14 protein-coding genes are annotated in these 16,506 nt (G+C 68.6%); 5 read left to right on the top strand and 9 right to left on the bottom strand.

Features of this window, described 5'->3' with window-relative positions:
* Positions 1–3: 3 nt before the first annotated feature.
* Positions 4–2,574, bottom strand: a complete 2,571-nt coding sequence (locus tag VGI12_10945) for an ABC transporter permease (GenBank protein ID HEY2433178.1) — start codon at positions 2,572–2,574, stop codon at positions 4–6.
* The gene (locus VGI12_10950) at positions 2,567–2,869 is read right to left on the bottom strand and encodes a helix-turn-helix transcriptional regulator (GenBank protein ID HEY2433179.1); all 303 of its coding nucleotides are present in this window, start codon (positions 2,867–2,869) and stop codon (positions 2,567–2,569) included. The genes VGI12_10945 and VGI12_10950 overlap by 8 nt, the downstream gene beginning before the upstream one ends.
* Before the next feature lie 128 nt (positions 2,870–2,997).
* Between VGI12_10950 and VGI12_10955 the strand changes: the two genes are divergently transcribed.
* On the top strand, positions 2,998–3,840 hold the full coding sequence (locus tag VGI12_10955) for an alpha/beta fold hydrolase (protein HEY2433180.1): 843 nt from the start codon (positions 2,998–3,000) through the stop codon (positions 3,838–3,840).
* Positions 3,841–3,881: 41 nt separating this feature from the next.
* Positions 3,882–4,634, top strand: coding sequence for a DUF2461 domain-containing protein (locus tag VGI12_10960; protein ID HEY2433181.1), 753 nt, complete (start codon positions 3,882–3,884; stop codon positions 4,632–4,634).
* 82 nt (positions 4,635–4,716) lie between these two features.
* On the opposite strand, the gene VGI12_10965 is transcribed toward VGI12_10960, so the two are convergent.
* The 3 genes from VGI12_10965 to VGI12_10975 all read right to left on the bottom strand — a co-directional run bounded on the left by VGI12_10965 (position 4,717) and on the right by VGI12_10975 (position 9,673).
* Positions 4,717–7,059 carry a DPP IV N-terminal domain-containing protein gene (locus VGI12_10965; GenBank protein HEY2433182.1) on the bottom strand — a complete coding sequence of 781 codons (2,343 nt, stop codon included), beginning with the start codon at positions 7,057–7,059 and terminating at the stop codon, positions 4,717–4,719.
* A gap of 117 nt (positions 7,060–7,176) precedes the next feature.
* Positions 7,177–8,670 carry an adenosylhomocysteinase gene (ahcY, locus tag VGI12_10970; GenBank protein HEY2433183.1) on the bottom strand — a complete coding sequence of 498 codons (1,494 nt, stop codon included), beginning with the start codon at positions 8,668–8,670 and terminating at the stop codon, positions 7,177–7,179.
* 34 nt (positions 8,671–8,704) lie between these two features.
* Entirely contained in the window at positions 8,705–9,673 is a 969-nt protein-coding gene (locus tag VGI12_10975) for a metalloregulator ArsR/SmtB family transcription factor (protein HEY2433184.1), read from the bottom strand.
* Positions 9,674–9,875: 202 nt separating this feature from the next.
* On the opposite strand from VGI12_10975, the gene VGI12_10980 reads away from it, so the two are divergent.
* Positions 9,876–10,244 carry a hypothetical protein gene (locus VGI12_10980; protein HEY2433185.1) on the top strand — a complete coding sequence of 123 codons (369 nt, stop codon included), beginning with the start codon at positions 9,876–9,878 and terminating at the stop codon, positions 10,242–10,244.
* 13 nt (positions 10,245–10,257) lie between these two features.
* On the top strand, positions 10,258–10,980 hold the full coding sequence (locus VGI12_10985; GenBank protein HEY2433186.1) for an SRPBCC family protein: 723 nt from the start codon (positions 10,258–10,260) through the stop codon (positions 10,978–10,980).
* 18 nt (positions 10,981–10,998) lie between these two features.
* Here the strand turns inward: VGI12_10985 and VGI12_10990 are convergent, their stop codons facing one another.
* The 3 genes from VGI12_10990 to VGI12_11000 are packed head-to-tail and all read right to left on the bottom strand — an operon-like array spanning position 10,999 to position 12,856.
* On the bottom strand, positions 10,999–12,027 hold the full coding sequence (locus VGI12_10990) for an SDR family oxidoreductase (protein ID HEY2433187.1): 1,029 nt from the start codon (positions 12,025–12,027) through the stop codon (positions 10,999–11,001).
* 20 nt (positions 12,028–12,047) lie between these two features.
* Positions 12,048–12,653 (bottom strand): response regulator, encoded by a 606-nt coding sequence (locus VGI12_10995; GenBank protein HEY2433188.1) that lies wholly within the window; start codon positions 12,651–12,653, stop codon positions 12,048–12,050.
* Entirely contained in the window at positions 12,650–12,856 is a 207-nt protein-coding gene (locus VGI12_11000) for a DUF2934 domain-containing protein (protein ID HEY2433189.1), read from the bottom strand. The genes VGI12_10995 and VGI12_11000 overlap by 4 nt, the downstream gene beginning before the upstream one ends.
* Before the next feature lie 257 nt (positions 12,857–13,113).
* Here VGI12_11000 and VGI12_11005 point away from each other — a divergent pair, with 257 nt between their 5' ends.
* Positions 13,114–14,145, top strand: coding sequence for an aldo/keto reductase (locus VGI12_11005; protein HEY2433190.1), 1,032 nt, complete (start codon positions 13,114–13,116; stop codon positions 14,143–14,145).
* A gap of 59 nt (positions 14,146–14,204) precedes the next feature.
* On the opposite strand, the gene VGI12_11010 is transcribed toward VGI12_11005, so the two are convergent.
* Positions 14,205–16,463 (bottom strand): DUF885 family protein, encoded by a 2,259-nt coding sequence (locus VGI12_11010; GenBank protein HEY2433191.1) that lies wholly within the window; start codon positions 16,461–16,463, stop codon positions 14,205–14,207.
* Between the last annotated feature and the right edge of the window lie 43 nt (positions 16,464–16,506).

Here is a 16,506-nt window from a genome sequence, read left to right on the forward strand (position 1 = left end):
CCGCTACTCCACGCGAATCGCCCTCAGCGGATCGACACGGGCAGCGCGGCGCGCCGGGACGTAGCTCGCCAGCATCGCCACGGCAAGCACGACGCCGAGGACCGTCGCGTACGAGAACGGATCCGCCGGCGATACTCCGAACAGCGCGCTGCGCGCCAGGCGCGCGACCACGATCGCGATGGCGGTGCCGGCGGCCAGCCCGGGCAGCGCCAGGCGCAGCCCGTCGCGTAAGACCATCCGCAGAATCTCGCCCGGCGCTGCGCCGAGGGCGATGCGCACGCCGATCTCGGGCACGCGCTGCGTGACGGCATAGCTGACGACCCCGTAGATGCCAAGGAGCGCGAGCGCCAGCGCCACTCCGGCGAAGCCTTCGACGAGCGCCATCGCCAGTCGGCGCGGCGCAAGATGGTCGTCCATCAATGTGTCGAGCCACTGGACATGGTCCACCGCGACAGTCGGATCGACGGCGGTCACCGCCGCGCGGATCGCCGACACCAGGGCGCCGCGATCGAGATCGCCGCGGACGAGGAACGACGACTCCGTCGTGTCCTGCGCCAAGGCGTTGTAGGCCTCCGGCAGCGCTTCCTGTTCGGGTCCACTGTGGCGGACGTTGCCGATGATCCCGACGATCGTCCGCCACGCCGCCTTCGGGTTCGGCCCGAGCCGGATCCGCGCGCCGACGGCGTTTCCGTCCGCGAAGAACCTATCTGCCAGCGCTTTGTTGACGACGACAATCGGCTGCGCCGTGCTGCTGTCGGTCGCTGAAATCCAGCGTCCCTTGAGGAGCGGAATGCGCATGACCGACAGATAGCCGGGAGTCGCCTGCCGGTAGCCGACCTCGGGCGGCTCGCCGGCGACCGGTCGATTCTCGATCGTGAGCCACGACGTCCATCCGTCGCCCGTCAGGGGTACGTTGTTGATCGCACCAGCCGCCTCCACGCCGGGCAGCGCCGTCACGCGCGTCGTGAGGTCCGCGTAGAACTGCGCCAGCGACGCGGCGGTCTGGTAGCGCGCCTGCGGCAGCCTGGGATCGATGCTTACGACATGGCCGACCGCGAAGCCCGGGTCGACCTGCAGCACGCGGCGGAAGCTTTCGAAGAGCAGCATGCCGCCGGCCACGAGCACGACGGCTGCCGTCAGCTCGGCGACGACCAGGGCGCTCCGCAGGCGGCGTCCGTGCGCCGTCGCGCCGCGGGCGCCGGCGCGGAGGTCCTGCTGCACGTCGGTGTGCGACGCCCGAAGTGCCGGCAGCAGCGTGAAGAGCAGTCCGGTGACGATCGACAGGGCCCCCGCAAATACGAGCACGGGCAGATCGACGCCGACGCGCGAGATGCGAGGCACGTAGTCGACGGCCAGCCTGGCGATCGCGCCCGTGCCCAGCCACGCGATCGACAGCCCGAGAGTGCCGCCGGCCATCGCCAGCAGGAGGCCTTCCGCCAGCAGCTGCCGCACGATGTGCGCGCGGCCGGCGCCGAGCGCCGCACGCACGGCGATCTCGCGCCGCCGCGCCGCGGCTTGCGCCAGCATCAGGTTCGCGGTGTTGACGCAGCAGATGAGCAGCACGAGCACGACCGCCGCGCCCAGATAGACGAGCGGCGGCCGGACGTCCCCGACGATCGCGTCCTGCAGGCCGACCATCGTCGTGCCCCTCTGGTCGTTGGTGGCGGGATACGCTCGTTGCGCGCCGGCGGCGACCGTCTCGAGATTCTGGCGCGCCCGCTCGAACGTCGTCGCGCCGTCGAGGCGGGCCACGACCGACAGCATGTGCAGCGAGCGATTGCTCATCAGCTCCGGTCGCTCGGCCAACGGCCGCCACACGTCGACAGAGCGGTCCGGGAACGCGAAGTCCGGAGGCATGACGCCGACGATGCGGTACGGGCTGTCGCCGACATGCACGACGCGATCGATCACGTTGCGATCGCCGCCGAAGTGCGTCATCCAGGCCGCATGGCTGATCACGAGCACCCGTTGGGCTGGCGGCTCGTCGCCGCGCGCAAACCCGCGTCCCAGCATCGGCGGCGTGCCGAGCGTGTCGAAGAAATTCGTCGTCACCACGGCTGTCGTCGTATAGAACGACTCGCCGCCCACGTCCACCGGCCCTTGCGACGCGCGCCAGGCTGCCATCCGTTCGAAGCCGTGCGCCTGGGTCCGCCAGTCGTCGAAGTTGGCCGGGGCAACCGGGTAACGCGGCCGTCGATTGAGGCGATCGTTTTCCCAGACCATCACCAGCCGCGACGGATCGCGAAACGGCAGCGGCCGCAGCAGCACGGTCTGGATGACGCTGAACATCGCCGTGGTCGCACCAATGCCGATGGCGAGCGTCAGCACGATGGTGATGGCGTAGACCGGGCGGCGAACCAACAGCCGCAGCGCGTAGCGGAGATCCTGGCTGATCATGGCGAGACTCCACTGTTGACGGAAGAGAAACCAGGCGTCGGGGACGGCGCCAAAGGCGCGGCGGGCAGACGGGTCGATCGCCAGTTCGGCCTCCCACTCGGCGCGGAACTCGCGGCGACGGGTGTGAGGGACGAGGCGCGACGCGAGCGCGACGAGCTGGCGCGGCAGATCACGCATGGCGGGTCCGGGAGTTGAGACGACCGAGGTTTTCGAAGCGTTTGAGAGCGGTGCTCAGCCCCTCGCTGCCAGCCCTGGTGATCTCGTAGTAACGGCGCGCCGGCCGCTGCTCGCGGCGGGCGATCTTCTCGCTCTCCCAGCTCGATCGGACGAACCCGAGCAGCTCGAGGCGTCGGAGCGCCGGGTAAACCGTGCCGGTCTGGAGGCCCGTGCGATCGGCGATGTCGAAGCCGTAGCGGCCGCCGTCGGCGATGGCCTGGAGGACGAGCGTGGTCGGGAACGTGATGTAGCGCATCAGGCAGGAATCTATATATCGTAAATTCTACATAGGTGCAACCGGATCGCCGGCGCGCGTCACAGCATCCGTCCCAGGACAGTGGAACGTGCCGTCGGAGCGAACCCGAAAACGCGTAGCATGAGCGCATGCGACACGCATACGTGCTGGCGGCAGCCGCGGCGCTGCTGCAGGCCACGACGGTCGGCGGCCAGGCGCCGGCGGCGACCCGCCTGGAGCCGGCGAGCGTCAGCGTCCGCCAGCTCACTTATGCCCAGCCTGACGGCTCGCGCAATAGCGCCACGCTCGTGACGCCCGCCGCTGCGCCAGCCGGCGTGCGCCCGGCGATCCTGTTCCTGCACTGGTACGAGCCGCCACGGCCGACATCCAACCGAACGGAGTTCTTGGCGGAAGCTGTCGACCTCGCCGGGTCTGGCGTCGTCTCGCTGCTCATCGATACACCATGGGCCCGGGAAGGCTGGTTCCAGACGCGTGACGCGGCCCGCGACTACGACTTCACCCTGGCGATGGCAGCCAACGTCCGCCGCGCCCTCGACGTGCTGCTCGCTCAGCCGAAGATCGACCCCGCCCGCGTGGCCATCGTCGGACACGACTTCGGCGCGATGTGGGGCTCGCTGGCGGCTGCCGACGACGCGCGCGTCACGCATCTGGTCTTCATGGCCGGCTCCCCCTCGTTCTCGACGTGGTATCTGTTCACGCCGAAGCGCGAGGGTGCGGAGAAAGACGCGTTCGTCGCCAGGCTGGCGCCCCTCGACCCGGCCAGGTCGATCGCCAGGTTCGCGCCGCGGCCGGTGCTCCTCCAGTTCGGTACCAACGACAAGTTCATCAAGAACGAGGATGCACGAGCGATGGCCGATGCGCTTTCCGGACCGAAGACGTTCAAGACCTACGACTTCGAACACGAACTCACCTTCCAGGCCCGCGTCGACCGCCTCGCGTGGCTCCGCGAACAGTTCAGCCTGGCGCGCTGACACGCGCCCGGGGCCGGCGCGAGCCGGACTAGAATTCCTACGTGCGCGGTGACAGCAGCAGCCCGTTTACCAGCAAGACGCTCAGTTTCCTGCGTTCGCTGAAGCGCAACAACCGGCGCGAGTGGTTCCACGCCCGCAAGGACCAGTATCAGGAACACGTCCACCAGCCGATGGTCGCCGTCATCGAACGCCTGGCGAACGATTTCCGGACGGTCGCTCCCGAGCTGATCGCCTCGCCCCGGCACTCGCTCTTCCGCGTCTATCGCGACACGCGGTTCAGCCACGACAAGCGGCCGCTGAAGACGCATGCGGCGGCGGTGTTTCGACCGAAAGACCTTCCCAAGCCGCAAGGGGCGGGCCTCTATTTCGAAGTCGCGCCGGACTGGGTGTGGATCGGCGGCGGCATGTGGCGTCCCGAGCCGCCCGAGCTCGTCCGGCTGCGCGCGCACATGGCCCGGACGTGGCCGCGGATCCGGACGATTACCCGCGCCGCCGCGTTCCGCACGCGCTTCGGCGAGCTGCAGGGTAACGCCACGACCCGCGTGCCCCGCGGGTATGCCGCCGATCACCCTGCGGCGGACTTCCTGAAGTTTCGCCAGTTCCACGGCGGCGCGGAGTTCCCCGCCGCGTTCGCGCACAGCCGCGAGTTCTATCCGACACTGCTCGCCACGTTCAAGGCGTTGATGCCGCTTGTCCGGTTCCTGAACGCGCCGCTCGTCGCCGGACACAGAGAGAATCAGCTGACCCTGGCCGCTGGAATGGAGACAGAAATCCGCCGACGTCGCGCTCGCTAGACGACGCCGGCACGTGCCGCACGCGATCGGCGCGCAGCCCAGGCGCTGGCCGCCGCAGCGCAGATTCTGCGCACCCCTACGATCATCTGGTGGTCTGACCCCCGTCTGACCCCGGTCGGACCCCGGTCTGACCCCGGCCGCCGGGCCCCCGGCCGCCGGGCGGCAGATTCGTGACGAAATAGCGCGCGATCAGTTGATAGATGTGCGGGGTCGTGCCAGGGCCTTCCGAGATGGCGTGCGTGCGATTGGGGTAGACCATCAGGTCGAACCGCTTGCCGAGCTCGACGAGGCGGTTGACCAGCCGCTCCGTGCCCTGGTAATGCACGTTGTCGTCGCCGGATCCGTGGACGATGAGCAGGCGACCTCGCAGGCCGGCCGCGAAGTTGATGGACGAGCCGCGGCCGTAGCCGTCTTCGTTCCTGTCGGGCACGCCCATGTAGCGTTCCTGATAAATCGTGTCGTACAGCTTCTGATCGGGGACAGGCGCCACCGACACGCCGACCTTGAACACGTCAGGATCGCGGAACATGCAGTTGAGCGTGTCCGAGCCGCCGCCGCTCCAGCCCCAGATCCCGATGCGATCCGGATCGACGTAAGCGCGCGAGGCCGCGAAGGCCTTCACGGCCGCCGCCTGCTCCGCCGCGGCGAGTTCGCCGACCGCTCCGTAAATCACCTTCCGCCAGGCGGCCCCCTTCGGCGCCGGCGTGCCGCGGTTGTCGAAGCTGACGACGAGATAGCCCGCGTCGGCGAGCGCGCGGTGGAACAGCGTGCCGTCGCCGCCCCATCGATCGGTCACCGTCTGCGCGGCCGGCTCGCCGTAGACCTGGACGATGACCGGATACTTCCTGGACGGATCGAACGCGCGCGGCTTGATCATCCAGCCGTCGAGCGTCACCCCGCCGCCCACCGCCACGCGCAGGGACTCGACCGGCGGCTGCAGAAGGCCGGCGAGCGCCGCCTGCAGCGCCGAGGGATCGGTCAGCGTTCGCAGCAGCCGGTGGTCCGGCAGCGAGATCACGTCCATCGCGGCGACGCGGTCGAACGACGAATAGGTGTGAAACGCGAGCCGCGCGCCGGGGGCGGGCGTGTAGGTGTGCCATCCGGGCCGATCCGACGGCGTGACGCGCACCGGCGCCGAGGAGCCGTCGAGCGGCGCGCGATAGAGGTAACGCTCGGTGGCGGCGTCCGGCGACGCCAAAAAGTAGACAGTGCCGGCGTCCTCGCTGACGCCGACCATGTCCGTGACCTCGGCGTCGAAGTTCGTGATCAGCGCCGCCGGGCCACCCGAGCGCGGCACCCTGTAGATGTGCCGCCAGCCGTCACGCTCGCTCAGCCACAGAAACGCCCGGGCGTGATCGATCCATTCGATCTCGCTCTGCACGTCGACCCAGGTGGGATGACCGTCCATCTCGTAGGCGCGATCCTGGAACACGCGCGTGACGCCGCCCGTCGCCGCGTCGGCGAGGAACAGGCTGTTCTCGTTCTGTTCGCGGTTCAGTTGCTGCATCGCGACCGTCGAGGCGTCGATCCAATCCAGGCTGGCGACATACGTGTTGCGGGGATCGCCCGGGAGGCGCACCCAGCTCGTGGCGCCGCCAGTCGCCGGAACGAGGCCGACGCGGACGGCGGAGTTGGCCGTGCCGGGTTTGGGATAGGCGTAGGTGGTCGTCGTTGGATAGAGGGCTGAGGTGTCGTTGACGAGCGTCATGTTGCCGACGCCGCTCGTGTCGAACTGCCAGTAGGCGATGCGGGCGCCATCAGGACTCCACTGGAAGCCGTCGCGGATGTCGAGCTCTTCCTCGTTGACCCAGTCGGAGGTGCCGTTGACGATGGTGCCGGCGGTGGCCGGCGCCCAGGCGGCACCGCCGGGCGGCGCGGTGCCGTCGGTGGTGAGCGGCGTGATCGCCCCGGTCGCGATCTGCTCGACGTAGATGTTGTTCTGGCGCACGTAGGCGACCCGCGCGGCGTCGGGCGAGAACTTCGCGAACATCAGCGAGGATTCCGGCGCGTCGCCGCCCAGCTTCTTCTGCGAGCCGTTCGCGACGTCGATCACGTAGTAGTCGCCGCGCGTCTCCTGGCGCCACACCTTTCTGGTGTTGGTGAAGACCAGCAGCCGGGTGCCGTCGGCCGACCATGCGTAGTCGTCGACGTCGAGCGGCGTCCGGGCCTGCACCGACCGTGCGCCGCTGGCCGCGTCGTAACGCGCGATCTCGCTCCCTTGCCCGCGGCGTTCGACGATCGCGTAGGCGCTGCCGTCGGGCAGCCAGCGCGCCGGCCCGAACCGCGGCGCCTCGTAGGCGTGGTCCTTGTAGATTCGGTCGATCTGGGTCTCGAGCGCCGTGCGGACATCGGCCTGCTGAGCCCCAGCGACCGCCAGCAACGCGACCGCGATCGCCGCCGTCGCGAACGAGCGAGAAGAAGACATGGCGCACAGATTACTGCAGCGTCGGCCTCGGCAGCCGCCGGTTCGCAACCAGCGGCCGCAAAAAAGAAAAGCCGACGCCAAAGCGTCGGCCTTTCAGTCTGCCGTCTTCTCTCAGCGTCAGTACCGATAGTGCTCGGCCTTGTACGGCCCCTCGACCGGGACGCCGATGTAGGCGGCCTGTTCAGGGGTCAGCGTGGTCAGCTTCACGCCGAGGTGATCGAGGTGCAGCCGCGCGACCTCTTCGTCGAGGTGCTTCGGCAGGATGTAGACCTTCTTCTCGTACTTCGCGTTGTGCTGGTGCAGCTCGAGCTGCGCAATCACCTGATTGGTGAACGACGCCGACATCACGAAGCTGGGGTGACCGGTCGCGCAGCCGAGATTCAGCAGGCGCCCCTCTGCGAGGATCAGCACGCTCCTGCCGCTCGGGAAGCGGAACTCGTCGTACTGCGGCTTGATCTCGATCCGCTCGATGCCGCGCTTCTTCAGCCCGGCCATGTCGATCTCGTTGTCGAAGTGACCGATGTTGCCGATGATCGCGTTGTGCTTCATCTTCGCCATCATGTCGACGGTGATGATGTTCAGGTTGCCGGTCGCCGTGACAAAGATGTCGGCGGTCTCGACGACGTCGCCGACCGGCTTGACTTCGTAGCCTTCCATCGCCGCCTGCAGCGCACAGATCGGGTCGATCTCGGCGACGATCACGCGGCAGCCCTGCCCGCGCAGCGCCTGCGCACAGCCCTTGCCGACCTCACCGAAGCCGACGACGACGGCGACCTTGCCGCCCATCATGACGTCGGTGGCGCGGTTGAGACCGTCGATGAGCGAGTGGCGGCAGCCGTAAATGTTGTCGAACTTGCTCTTGGTCACCGAGTCGTTGACGTTGATCGCCGGGAACAGCAGCGTGCCGGCCTTCATCATCTCGTAGAGGCGATGCACGCCGGTGGTCGTCTCTTCCGAGACGCCCTTCATGTCAGCCGCGACCTTGGTCCATCGCTGTGGGCTCGCCTTCAGCTCCTGGCGCAGCAGCTCCAGGATGACGCCCCATTCTTCGGGCTCCTTGTCGGCGTCGAACGCCGGCACCTTGCCGGCCTTCTCGTACTCGACCCCCTTGTGCAGGAGCAGCGTCGCGTCGCCGCCGTCGTCGACGATCTGGGTCGGGCCGGATCCGTCGGGCCACATCAGCGACTCGCTCGTGCACCACCAGTATTCCTCGAGCGTCTCCCCCTTCCAGGCGAAGACCGGGGTGCCCTTGGGATTCGCCGGCGTGCCGCCGGTCTCCGGGCGGCCGACCACGACAGCCGCGGCGGCGTGATCCTGGGTCGAAAAGATGTTGCACGACACCCAACGCACGTCCGCGCCAAGCTCGGTGAGCGTCTCGATCAGCACGGCGGTCTGAACAGTCATGTGCAGCGAGCCCATGACCCTCGCGCCGGCGAGCGGCTTCGCCGCGGCGTAACGCCGGCGGAGCGCCATCAGGCCGGGCATTTCGTGCTCGGCAAGACGGATCTCCTTGCGACCGAAGTCGGCAAGGCCGAGATCCTTGACCTTGTGCGGCTCGCGGCCAACCTTCACCGCGGCGTCGAACGGATGCGTTTCAACAACTGTCGCCATGCTCACTCCTTGTTGCGAACTGTCAACTACCAAACTATTTCTTCAGCGCCGACGCGACGAAAAGCGCCGGCCCTTTTGCCTGCGGATCGACCGGCATCGGCACGATCCGGACGTCATCGAATCCCGCGCCGCCGAGCAGCCGTCCGAACTGGTCGCCGCCGAACCCGAGCCAGACGTGCCCCATCTGCTGCTTGTAGTCCTCGCGATCGTGCGGCAGCATGTCGCACACGACGAGACGGCCGCCGGGTTTCAGTGTTCGCGCCGCCTCGCTCAGCGCCGCGGCCGGATCCGGCACGTGGTGCAGCACCAGAATCATCACGGCGGCATCCAGCTCGGCATCGCCAATCGGCAGCGCCTCGAGATCGCCGCGGCGGACGTCGACGTTCGGCAGATCGCGAAGCCGCCGCCGCGCCGCCTGCAGCATGTCGCCGCTGCGATCGACCGCCAGCGCGCGCGCGACGAACGGGGCCAGCGCCGCGCTCGTTTCGCCGGTGCCGCACCCGAGATCGCCGACCGTCCATGTTCGATCGAGCAGCGCTGGCAGCGCCTGCAACGCCGAGGCGCTCCCAAACAGCTCGCGCCGCAGCCGATCCCACTGGCCGGCTGCCGACGCGAAGAACTCCTCCGACTTCGTCTGCCGGCGCGCCAGCACCCCCTTCAGCCGGCGGCCATCCTGATCGGCACCAGGCGTGGTCGCAATCTGGTCGCGAAGCAGCGCCCAGAGCCGACGCGTGGACGCGGCCCGCTCGTTGGCGCCAGAGCCGTGGCGCAGACGACCGTCGAGCGCCAGTGTGTAGTAGCGGCTGGTGCCGTCGCGCCGCGACGAAACCCAGGCCGCATCGGACAACGTCTTCAGATGGCGGCTGACGGTCGACTGCGGCAACTGCAGGATCGTGCAGAGCTCAGACACCGTCAACTCCTGGCGCTCGAGCACCAGCAGCATGCGCCCCCGCGTCGCATCGGCCAGCGTCGTCAAATCGTCGAAGATGGCGGGGGTATTCATCCGTATATCCGGATTAACAGCTTAATCGTTACGGCCGAGTCATGTCAAGCGACATGCGAGCCACGTCTGGGGCGCGCCCCGCAGGGACGCGGAGGGCGGAAGACGGTTACTGGGCTGGCCGCAACCTGCAGCAATTCAAGACTCAGCCGTGGCACTTCCTCCCCGCTATCGCGGGCATGTGTTGTGCACCTCGAGGCGTGCTATGGCTGACGTTTCCAAGAACCTCACGATTGCCCGCGCGCCGGTGAATGTCTGGGATCGCCAGACCTCCGCGCTGCAGGCGTATGACCACGAGCGATGGATCACCGCCGCCTGGGGCAGCACGGTCGCGGTGATCGGGGCCCGCCGCGGCGGCTTCGCCGGCGGCCTCCTCGCCACACTCGGCGCCACGCTCGCCGTGCGCGCCGCGATGGGGCGTCACGACTACCGCCTGGCGCGCCATTGGATCGATTCCGCGCTGCGCGACCGCGGCTGGGTGGGCAAGGACATCGTCAACGACGCCGCGGAGGAATCGTTCCCCGCCAGCGACACGCCGTCATGGACGGCAGACATCGGTACGGCGCGACGCTAAGGGGGGCACCACGATGAACATGGACCTGGTCTTTCCCGAGGACGACGCGGACGTCGTGGCCCGCTCCGGCCGCAACATCAGCGGTCTCGAGAAGTGGGTGTCGATCGCCGCCGGAACCGGACTCGCGCTGTACGGCCTGTCGCGTCTCAGGGGCAACGGCTGGCTCCTGGCGGGGGCCGGCGGCCTGCTGCTCCGCCGCGGCATCACCGCGCACTGCGACGTCTACGAGGCCTTCGGCGTCAACACCGCCGTCAGCCCGCAGAACACGCGCGCCTCCCTCGGCGGGCCGCGTGGCATCAACGTGCTCGAGAGCGTCACCATCCACCGCTCGCTGGAGGAGTTGTACCGGTTCTGGCGCAACCTCGAGAACCTGCCGCAGTTCATGCGCCATCTCGCCTCGGTCGACAAGATCACCGACACGATTTCGCACTGGCGCGCCCGCGGCCCGGCCAGCATGGTCGTCGAGTGGGACGCCGAGATCTACAACGAAGTCGCCAACAAGCTGATCGCGTGGCGCTCGCTCGAAGGCGCCGACGTCGTCAGCGCGGGATCGGTCAACTTTGCCCGCACGGCCAATGGAATGGGGACGCGTGTCACCGTCCACCTGCAGTACAGCCCGCCGCTCGGCAAGCTGGGGGCGGCCGTCGCGAAGATCTTCGGGGCCGACGCCGCGAGCGAAATCCGCGAGGATCTCCAGCGCTTCAAGCAGATGGTCGAGAGCGGACAGAAGGCCTGAACGGATCCCGGGCGCGCCTCACGCCTCGTTGTTGGCGGCCGCGGCGCGATCGGTGAGCGCCGCCGCGATGGACGGCGTCGAGCGGGCAGCCAGCGTGTCGCGACCGCAGCGGACGCGGTTGCCCTCGGGATCGGACGTGGCTTCCGGCAGCAGCCTCGACACCACCATCATCGCGCGCGCGACGGAGGCGGGCGCCACCGTATTGCCGACCGCGAGCAGCGCCGCCGGCGCCGTGAGCGTCAGCGCCGGGTCGCCGTGCCGGCACGCCTCGACGATGCGCGCGGCCGCACGCGCGGCGCCGATCGTCAGTCCCGGCACCGAGCTCGCCGCCCTGAACCAGGTGAACTCGGCGTCGTGCCGACCCTTGAACTGTGCGTTGATCGGGGAGCCGGTGCGCATCAGGCCCGGCGCTACCGTCGTCACGCGGATGCCATAGCGGGCGACTTCGGCGCGCACCGCATCCGACAGACCGGTCAGCGCGAACTTGCTCGCGGAGTACGGCGCCAGGTGCGGCACCGCCACCTTCCCGCCGATCGACGCGATGTTGACGATGCGGCCGAAGCACTGGTGGCGCATCGAGGGCAGCAGCTCCAGCATCATGTGCAGCGGACCCCAGAAATGCGTCGCCATCGCGTTCTCGAAATCCTCCTCGGTCATGTGCTCGAGGGGACCGACCTGGATGATGCCGGCGTCGTTGATCAGCGCATCGACGCGTCGGAATCGATCGAGGATCGCGTCGACGGCGGCGCGAACGTCGCTGCGACGGCGCACATCGCATTGGAAGGTCGCGACCGAACCGCGGCCGCGCCCCGTCAATTCGTCGCGCGCGCGATCGAGTTCTCCGGCGTCGCGCGCCAGCAGCGCCAGATGCGCTCCTTCGTCGGCCAGCCGGCGGGCGATTTCGAGCCCGAGCCCCCGCGATCCGCCGGTGATCACCACCACGCGGTCGTCGAACGAGATGGCGAGGCGCGCGCGCGCCAGGCGCATCGCCAGCCATGCGGCGCCGAGCCCTGCGGCGCTGGCGATCAGGGATGTCCGTCTCTTCACGTCACGTCTCCAGATTCTCTCTAGCAGGGGCGCTTGAACGCACCGTGCGGGGTGCGGGCCAGGAAGCCCTCCGTCACCAGCGCGATCAGGATGCTGTCGCACGCGTCGCGGTCAAGGTCGAACACCAGCCGCGCCTGCTCGGCCGTGAGTGACAGACCTGGCAGCGCGGCGAACTCCTCGCGCACCCGCACGGAGGCGGACGCATCGATGGACCTCAGCGGCCCGATCGTCGCGCGGCTCCCCGCCCGTGCCATCGCGCGCGACACTTCCCGAAGCACCGCCACCGGTAGGCACGGCTTGAGCAGCACGCGGTCGACCCCGGCCTGAATCGCCTCGCGCTCGACGTGGGGAGTGGCGTAGCCGCTGACCATGACGATGCTGATGCCAGCGGTGCGCGGATCGGCCTTGAGCCGGCGGGCGACCGTGATGCCATCGACATCGGGAAGCACGTAGTCAGTCAGGAGGACGTCGGGAACGATCTCGACGGCGGAGACGATCGCCTGCGAGCCGGTCCCGGCTTCGGCGGTCCGATAGCCGCTCGTGTCGAAACACGCGCGATACAGCTCGCGCGTGTCGCGGTCGTCGTCGGCGATAAGGAGGAACGGGTATTGACGCGCCCCGCTCACTTCCCTGCGTCCCCCCTCGACCCGAGCCCGGCGCCACCCGTGAGCTCGCGCTCGGCGGCCAGCCAGTCGTCGAAGTCTCTCCCGTCGGCGCCGCCGCGCGCCAGGAACAGCTCATAGGCCCGCATCGCGATCCGCCCGCGATGGTCGACGCTGCTACAGTTGTCGTATTCGCGGACGGTCGCGGGCGCACCCCTGGAAGGCATCGCATCGGTCTGTGCCGAAATCGCATCCGAGGCGGAGGGCATCCGCCTTCTTTCTCTGGCCATGCGATCGCTGACATCAACCCCCGTGCCAGCCTGGTGCGGGCAAAGCCCGGCCGAGGCCAAGGGCGGGGCCGCGCAAGGCGATGTAAATCAATACGCACCGCATCGAATGGATTACAGGTGGCCGACCCGGCTGAGCCGGAGTTCGGGCGGCTGTGTGGCCCGTCGTTCTCGATCGGATAACATCACGTCACTTCATGGAACAGCGATTTCTCGGCAATTCCGGGCTGAGTGTTTCGGCCCTGACGTTCGGCACCATGACCCTCGGCGGGCGGGACCGCTTCGCGAAGATGGGGAACCTCGGTGTCGACGACACGGTCCGCATCCTCGGCATCCTGCGCGACGCCGGGGTCTCGACGCTCGACACCGCCGACATCTACTCGGTCGGGGGCGCCGAGGAAGTGCTCGGGCAGGCGCTCAAGGGGCAGCGCGACGACTTCGTGCTGGTGACCAAGGCGTATCAGCGGATGCATGCCGGCCCGTTCGGCACCGGCCTGTCGCGCCGCTACCTCGTCGCCGCGTGCGAGGCCAGCCTGCGCCGCCTGCAGACCGACTACCTCGATCTCTATCTCTGCCACGAGCCGGACACGTTCGTGCCGGTGGAGGAGACGCTGCGGGCTTACGACGATCTCGTGTCGGCCGGCAAGGTTCGCTACATCGGCTGCTCGAACCACGCCGCGTGGCAGGTGATGAAGGCGCTCGCCGCGTCCGATCGGATCCTGGCGCCGCGCTACGTCACGCAGCAGGTGAACTATTCGCTGGTCGCCCGCGACGTCGAGCACGACATCGTGCCGCTGGCCCTCGACCAGCGCTGCGGACTGATGGTGTGGAGCCCGCTCCAGGCGGGTCTGCTCACTGGAAAGTTCCGGCGCGACTCGCCGAAACCGGAGGTCGCCCGGATCAATGATCTGGGCGTTCCCGGCACGGTCGACTTCGATCGTCTCTATCGCATCGTCGACGTGCTCGACGCCATTGCCCGCGAGCGCGCCGCGACGATCGCCCAGGTGGCGATCAACTGGGTGCTGCACAAACCCGGCGTCGACACGGTGATCCTCGGCGCCCGCAACGAGACGCAGCTTCGCGACATCCTCAAGTCGGCAGACTTCCGCCTGACGCCGGAGGAATCCGCCCGGCTCGATGAAGTCAGCGCCCTGCCGGAACCGTATCCGCAGTGGCACCAGCACAAGTTCGGCATCGAGCGGAACCCGCGGCTGCCAGCGCAGCGATAGTCACCGTTCGCAATTGCCGGCGCTGGCTCGAGCCGCAGGCGGCAACCCGCAACCGGCAACTATTTCTCCGGCAGCTCTCCGTAGAACCTCCAGTTGACGTCCATGTCGCGCGTCAGCTTCTGCCTGGTCATGCGCAAGCGGAGCAGCGCCATCGGCATGTTCCCCTGACGCATGATCTCGTCGTGGAAGGCCCTGTTGGTCATCGCCTTCGAATCGACGAGCTCCCTGCGCAGGCCGCGCAGCTGCAGACCGCCGAGCAGATACGCCGCCTGGTAGAGGGGCTGGTTCTGGTACTGCGCCGACTCGAATGATCGTCGCACTTCCGCGGCGGCGTTGTCGCGCTCGTGGCCGACCTTGTCGACCAGGAAGTCGACCGCCTGACCCGGCGTCCAGTTGCCCATGTGGAAGTTGAGCGAGAAGATGATCCGGGCGCAGCGGTGCATCCGCCAGAAGAGCGCGCCGACCTTCTGCTCCGGCGTCCTGTCGAATCCGAGGTCGTACATGGTCAGCTCCCAGTAGAGCGGCCAGCCCTCGCCGTAGAACGGGCCGCCGCTCGTCAGGAACGGCCGGTAGTCGCGGTAGCGCGAGTTGAGATAACCGACGAGATTGTGCCCAGGAATCATCTCGTGGAACGCGGTCGCGTGCGAGAAGGCCGGATTGTTGCCGCGCATGCTCTGCATCCGCGCGTCGAAGTCCATCGTGTCGGTCGGATACGAGACGAGGATGTGATCGCCGCCGAGGAAGAACGGCGACGTCAGCTGCATCTCCGGCGACATCATCGTCATGTGCAGCGATTCGGCGGCGACGCCAGGGACGGTGATGAGGTCGTTGGCCCGCAGGTAGACGACGGCCTCGTCGAGCAGGTCCATGATCATCCGCGGCTGGCCGCCCGGCGGCACCGCCGACTGCTTGACTTTCTCGAGCGCCCGCTTCCAGTCGTCGCCGAACCCCATCTGGCGCGACGCCTTCTTCATCTCAGCCTCGCACCAGGCGAACTCACGGTTGGCTAGCGCGATCAATTGCTCGGGCGTGTACGGGATCAGGTTGTCGCGGAGATCCGATATCAGGCCGTCGCGCCCGCGCGGCTTGCCGAGGATCTTCGAGTCGTCGGGACGAAACGGCGGCCCTGGCGGAATCGACTCGTGCTCGTGCGCGATGTCGGTCTCGGCGCGCCACTTGATATAGAGGTAGTCGACCTGGGCGTTGCGCGACAGCGCGTCGAAATCGAGGGAATTCAGGGCCTCGAGCCAGGCTCGGTTGTCGCGGGTCGTGGACGAAGCGGCCGACAGCGGCTCGGACGGCGCGGCGCCACGTCCGGGAGCGTCCGCTGCGGCGTCCTGCCCGCGTCCGCCGCGGCCGCCGTCACGCCCGGCCTGCCGGGTGTTCTCGGCGTTGAAGCGGGCGACGATATCGCGCAGCTCGTCCTGCGGGAGCGCCAGGATCTCGGGCAGATCGGGGACCGATCCGATCTTCGGCGCCGCCGCCGCGGCGATCGGCGCCACCGTGGCCGGCGACGGCGGCAGGCCGGGATCCCCAGCCTGCTCGCGCAGGAACGCGGCATAGTCCTGCAGCGTCGTGTCCGCCTGCTTGTAGGGAACGCCCATCCACCAGGAGAAGACCGGGTCGTAGCCGTTGTAGAAAGAGAACCACTCGGTGATCGAGGCCCGCATCGACTCGGTCGCTTGGGCTGCCCGCGCCGCGGTGGCGGCGTTGGTCTTCTCGGCGGGCGCGGCCATGCGCGCCTGCAGATCGCGCCGCACGTCGGTCAGCACGCGCGCGGCCTGTTGTGCGTCGACGTCGGCGACGCGGATGCGCGCTTCGACCATCGGCACCAGCGCCGGGAGGAACGGCAGCGACGGCGCCATCTGCGCCAGTTCCAGATTGTCGGCCTCGAGCTGCGCCAGGTTGGCGGCGAGGGTCGCTTTCAGCGCGGCCAGATCGGCGGTAGCGGCCGGCGTCAACTTACTCGCGGGTAGCTTGTCCAGCGCGGCCTGCCAGTCGAGATCGAAGCGCTTGAGGCGGGCGAGCCGGGCCGTCGACACTGGCACCGGCCGACCGGCGGGGGCGTCGGCGGCGCCGCCGCGGCCGCGTCCGCCGCGCGCGCCCGGCATGTCGAATCCGCCCGGCCCGGCGTAGTCGAGATTGAGCGCCTGGCGGTCGAGCGTATAGCGCGTCGTCACCAGCCGCATTTCACTCGCCGGCGCGACGAGCAGCGGCTTCAGATCCGACGGCACCGCCTGGCGCTGCGCGTCGACATGCGCGCGCAGCCCGCCGGCGACAAGCCCGACGGCCAGCAGGCCTCCTACGATCTGTCTCACGGGATCTCCTTCGAGAATCGAGCCGACGACGTGTGCACGCCCG

It is taken from the genome of Vicinamibacterales bacterium, from assembly GCA_036496585.1.
GTDB lineage: Bacteria > Acidobacteriota > Vicinamibacteria > Vicinamibacterales > 2-12-FULL-66-21 > JAICSD01.

Coding starts and splice junctions, on each gene's coding strand:
- VGI12_10945 (HEY2433178.1), bottom strand. CDS start 2,574: ATGCGTGATCTGCCGCGCCAGCTCGTCGCGCTCGCGTCGCGCCTCGTC.
- VGI12_10950 (HEY2433179.1), bottom strand. CDS start 2,869: ATGCGCTACATCACGTTCCCGACCACGCTCGTCCTCCAGGCCATCGCC.
- VGI12_10955 (HEY2433180.1), top strand. CDS start 2,998: ATGCGACACGCATACGTGCTGGCGGCAGCCGCGGCGCTGCTGCAGGCC.
- VGI12_10965 (HEY2433182.1), bottom strand. CDS start 7,059: ATGTCTTCTTCTCGCTCGTTCGCGACGGCGGCGATCGCGGTCGCGTTG.
- ahcY (HEY2433183.1), bottom strand. CDS start 8,670: ATGGCGACAGTTGTTGAAACGCATCCGTTCGACGCCGCGGTGAAGGTT.
- VGI12_10975 (HEY2433184.1), bottom strand. CDS start 9,673: ATGAATACCCCCGCCATCTTCGACGATTTGACGACGCTGGCCGATGCG.
- VGI12_10980 (HEY2433185.1), top strand. CDS start 9,876: ATGGCTGACGTTTCCAAGAACCTCACGATTGCCCGCGCGCCGGTGAAT.
- VGI12_10985 (HEY2433186.1), top strand. CDS start 10,258: ATGAACATGGACCTGGTCTTTCCCGAGGACGACGCGGACGTCGTGGCC.
- VGI12_11000 (HEY2433189.1), bottom strand. CDS start 12,856: ATGCCTTCCAGGGGTGCGCCCGCGACCGTCCGCGAATACGACAACTGT.
- VGI12_11005 (HEY2433190.1), top strand. CDS start 13,114: ATGGAACAGCGATTTCTCGGCAATTCCGGGCTGAGTGTTTCGGCCCTG.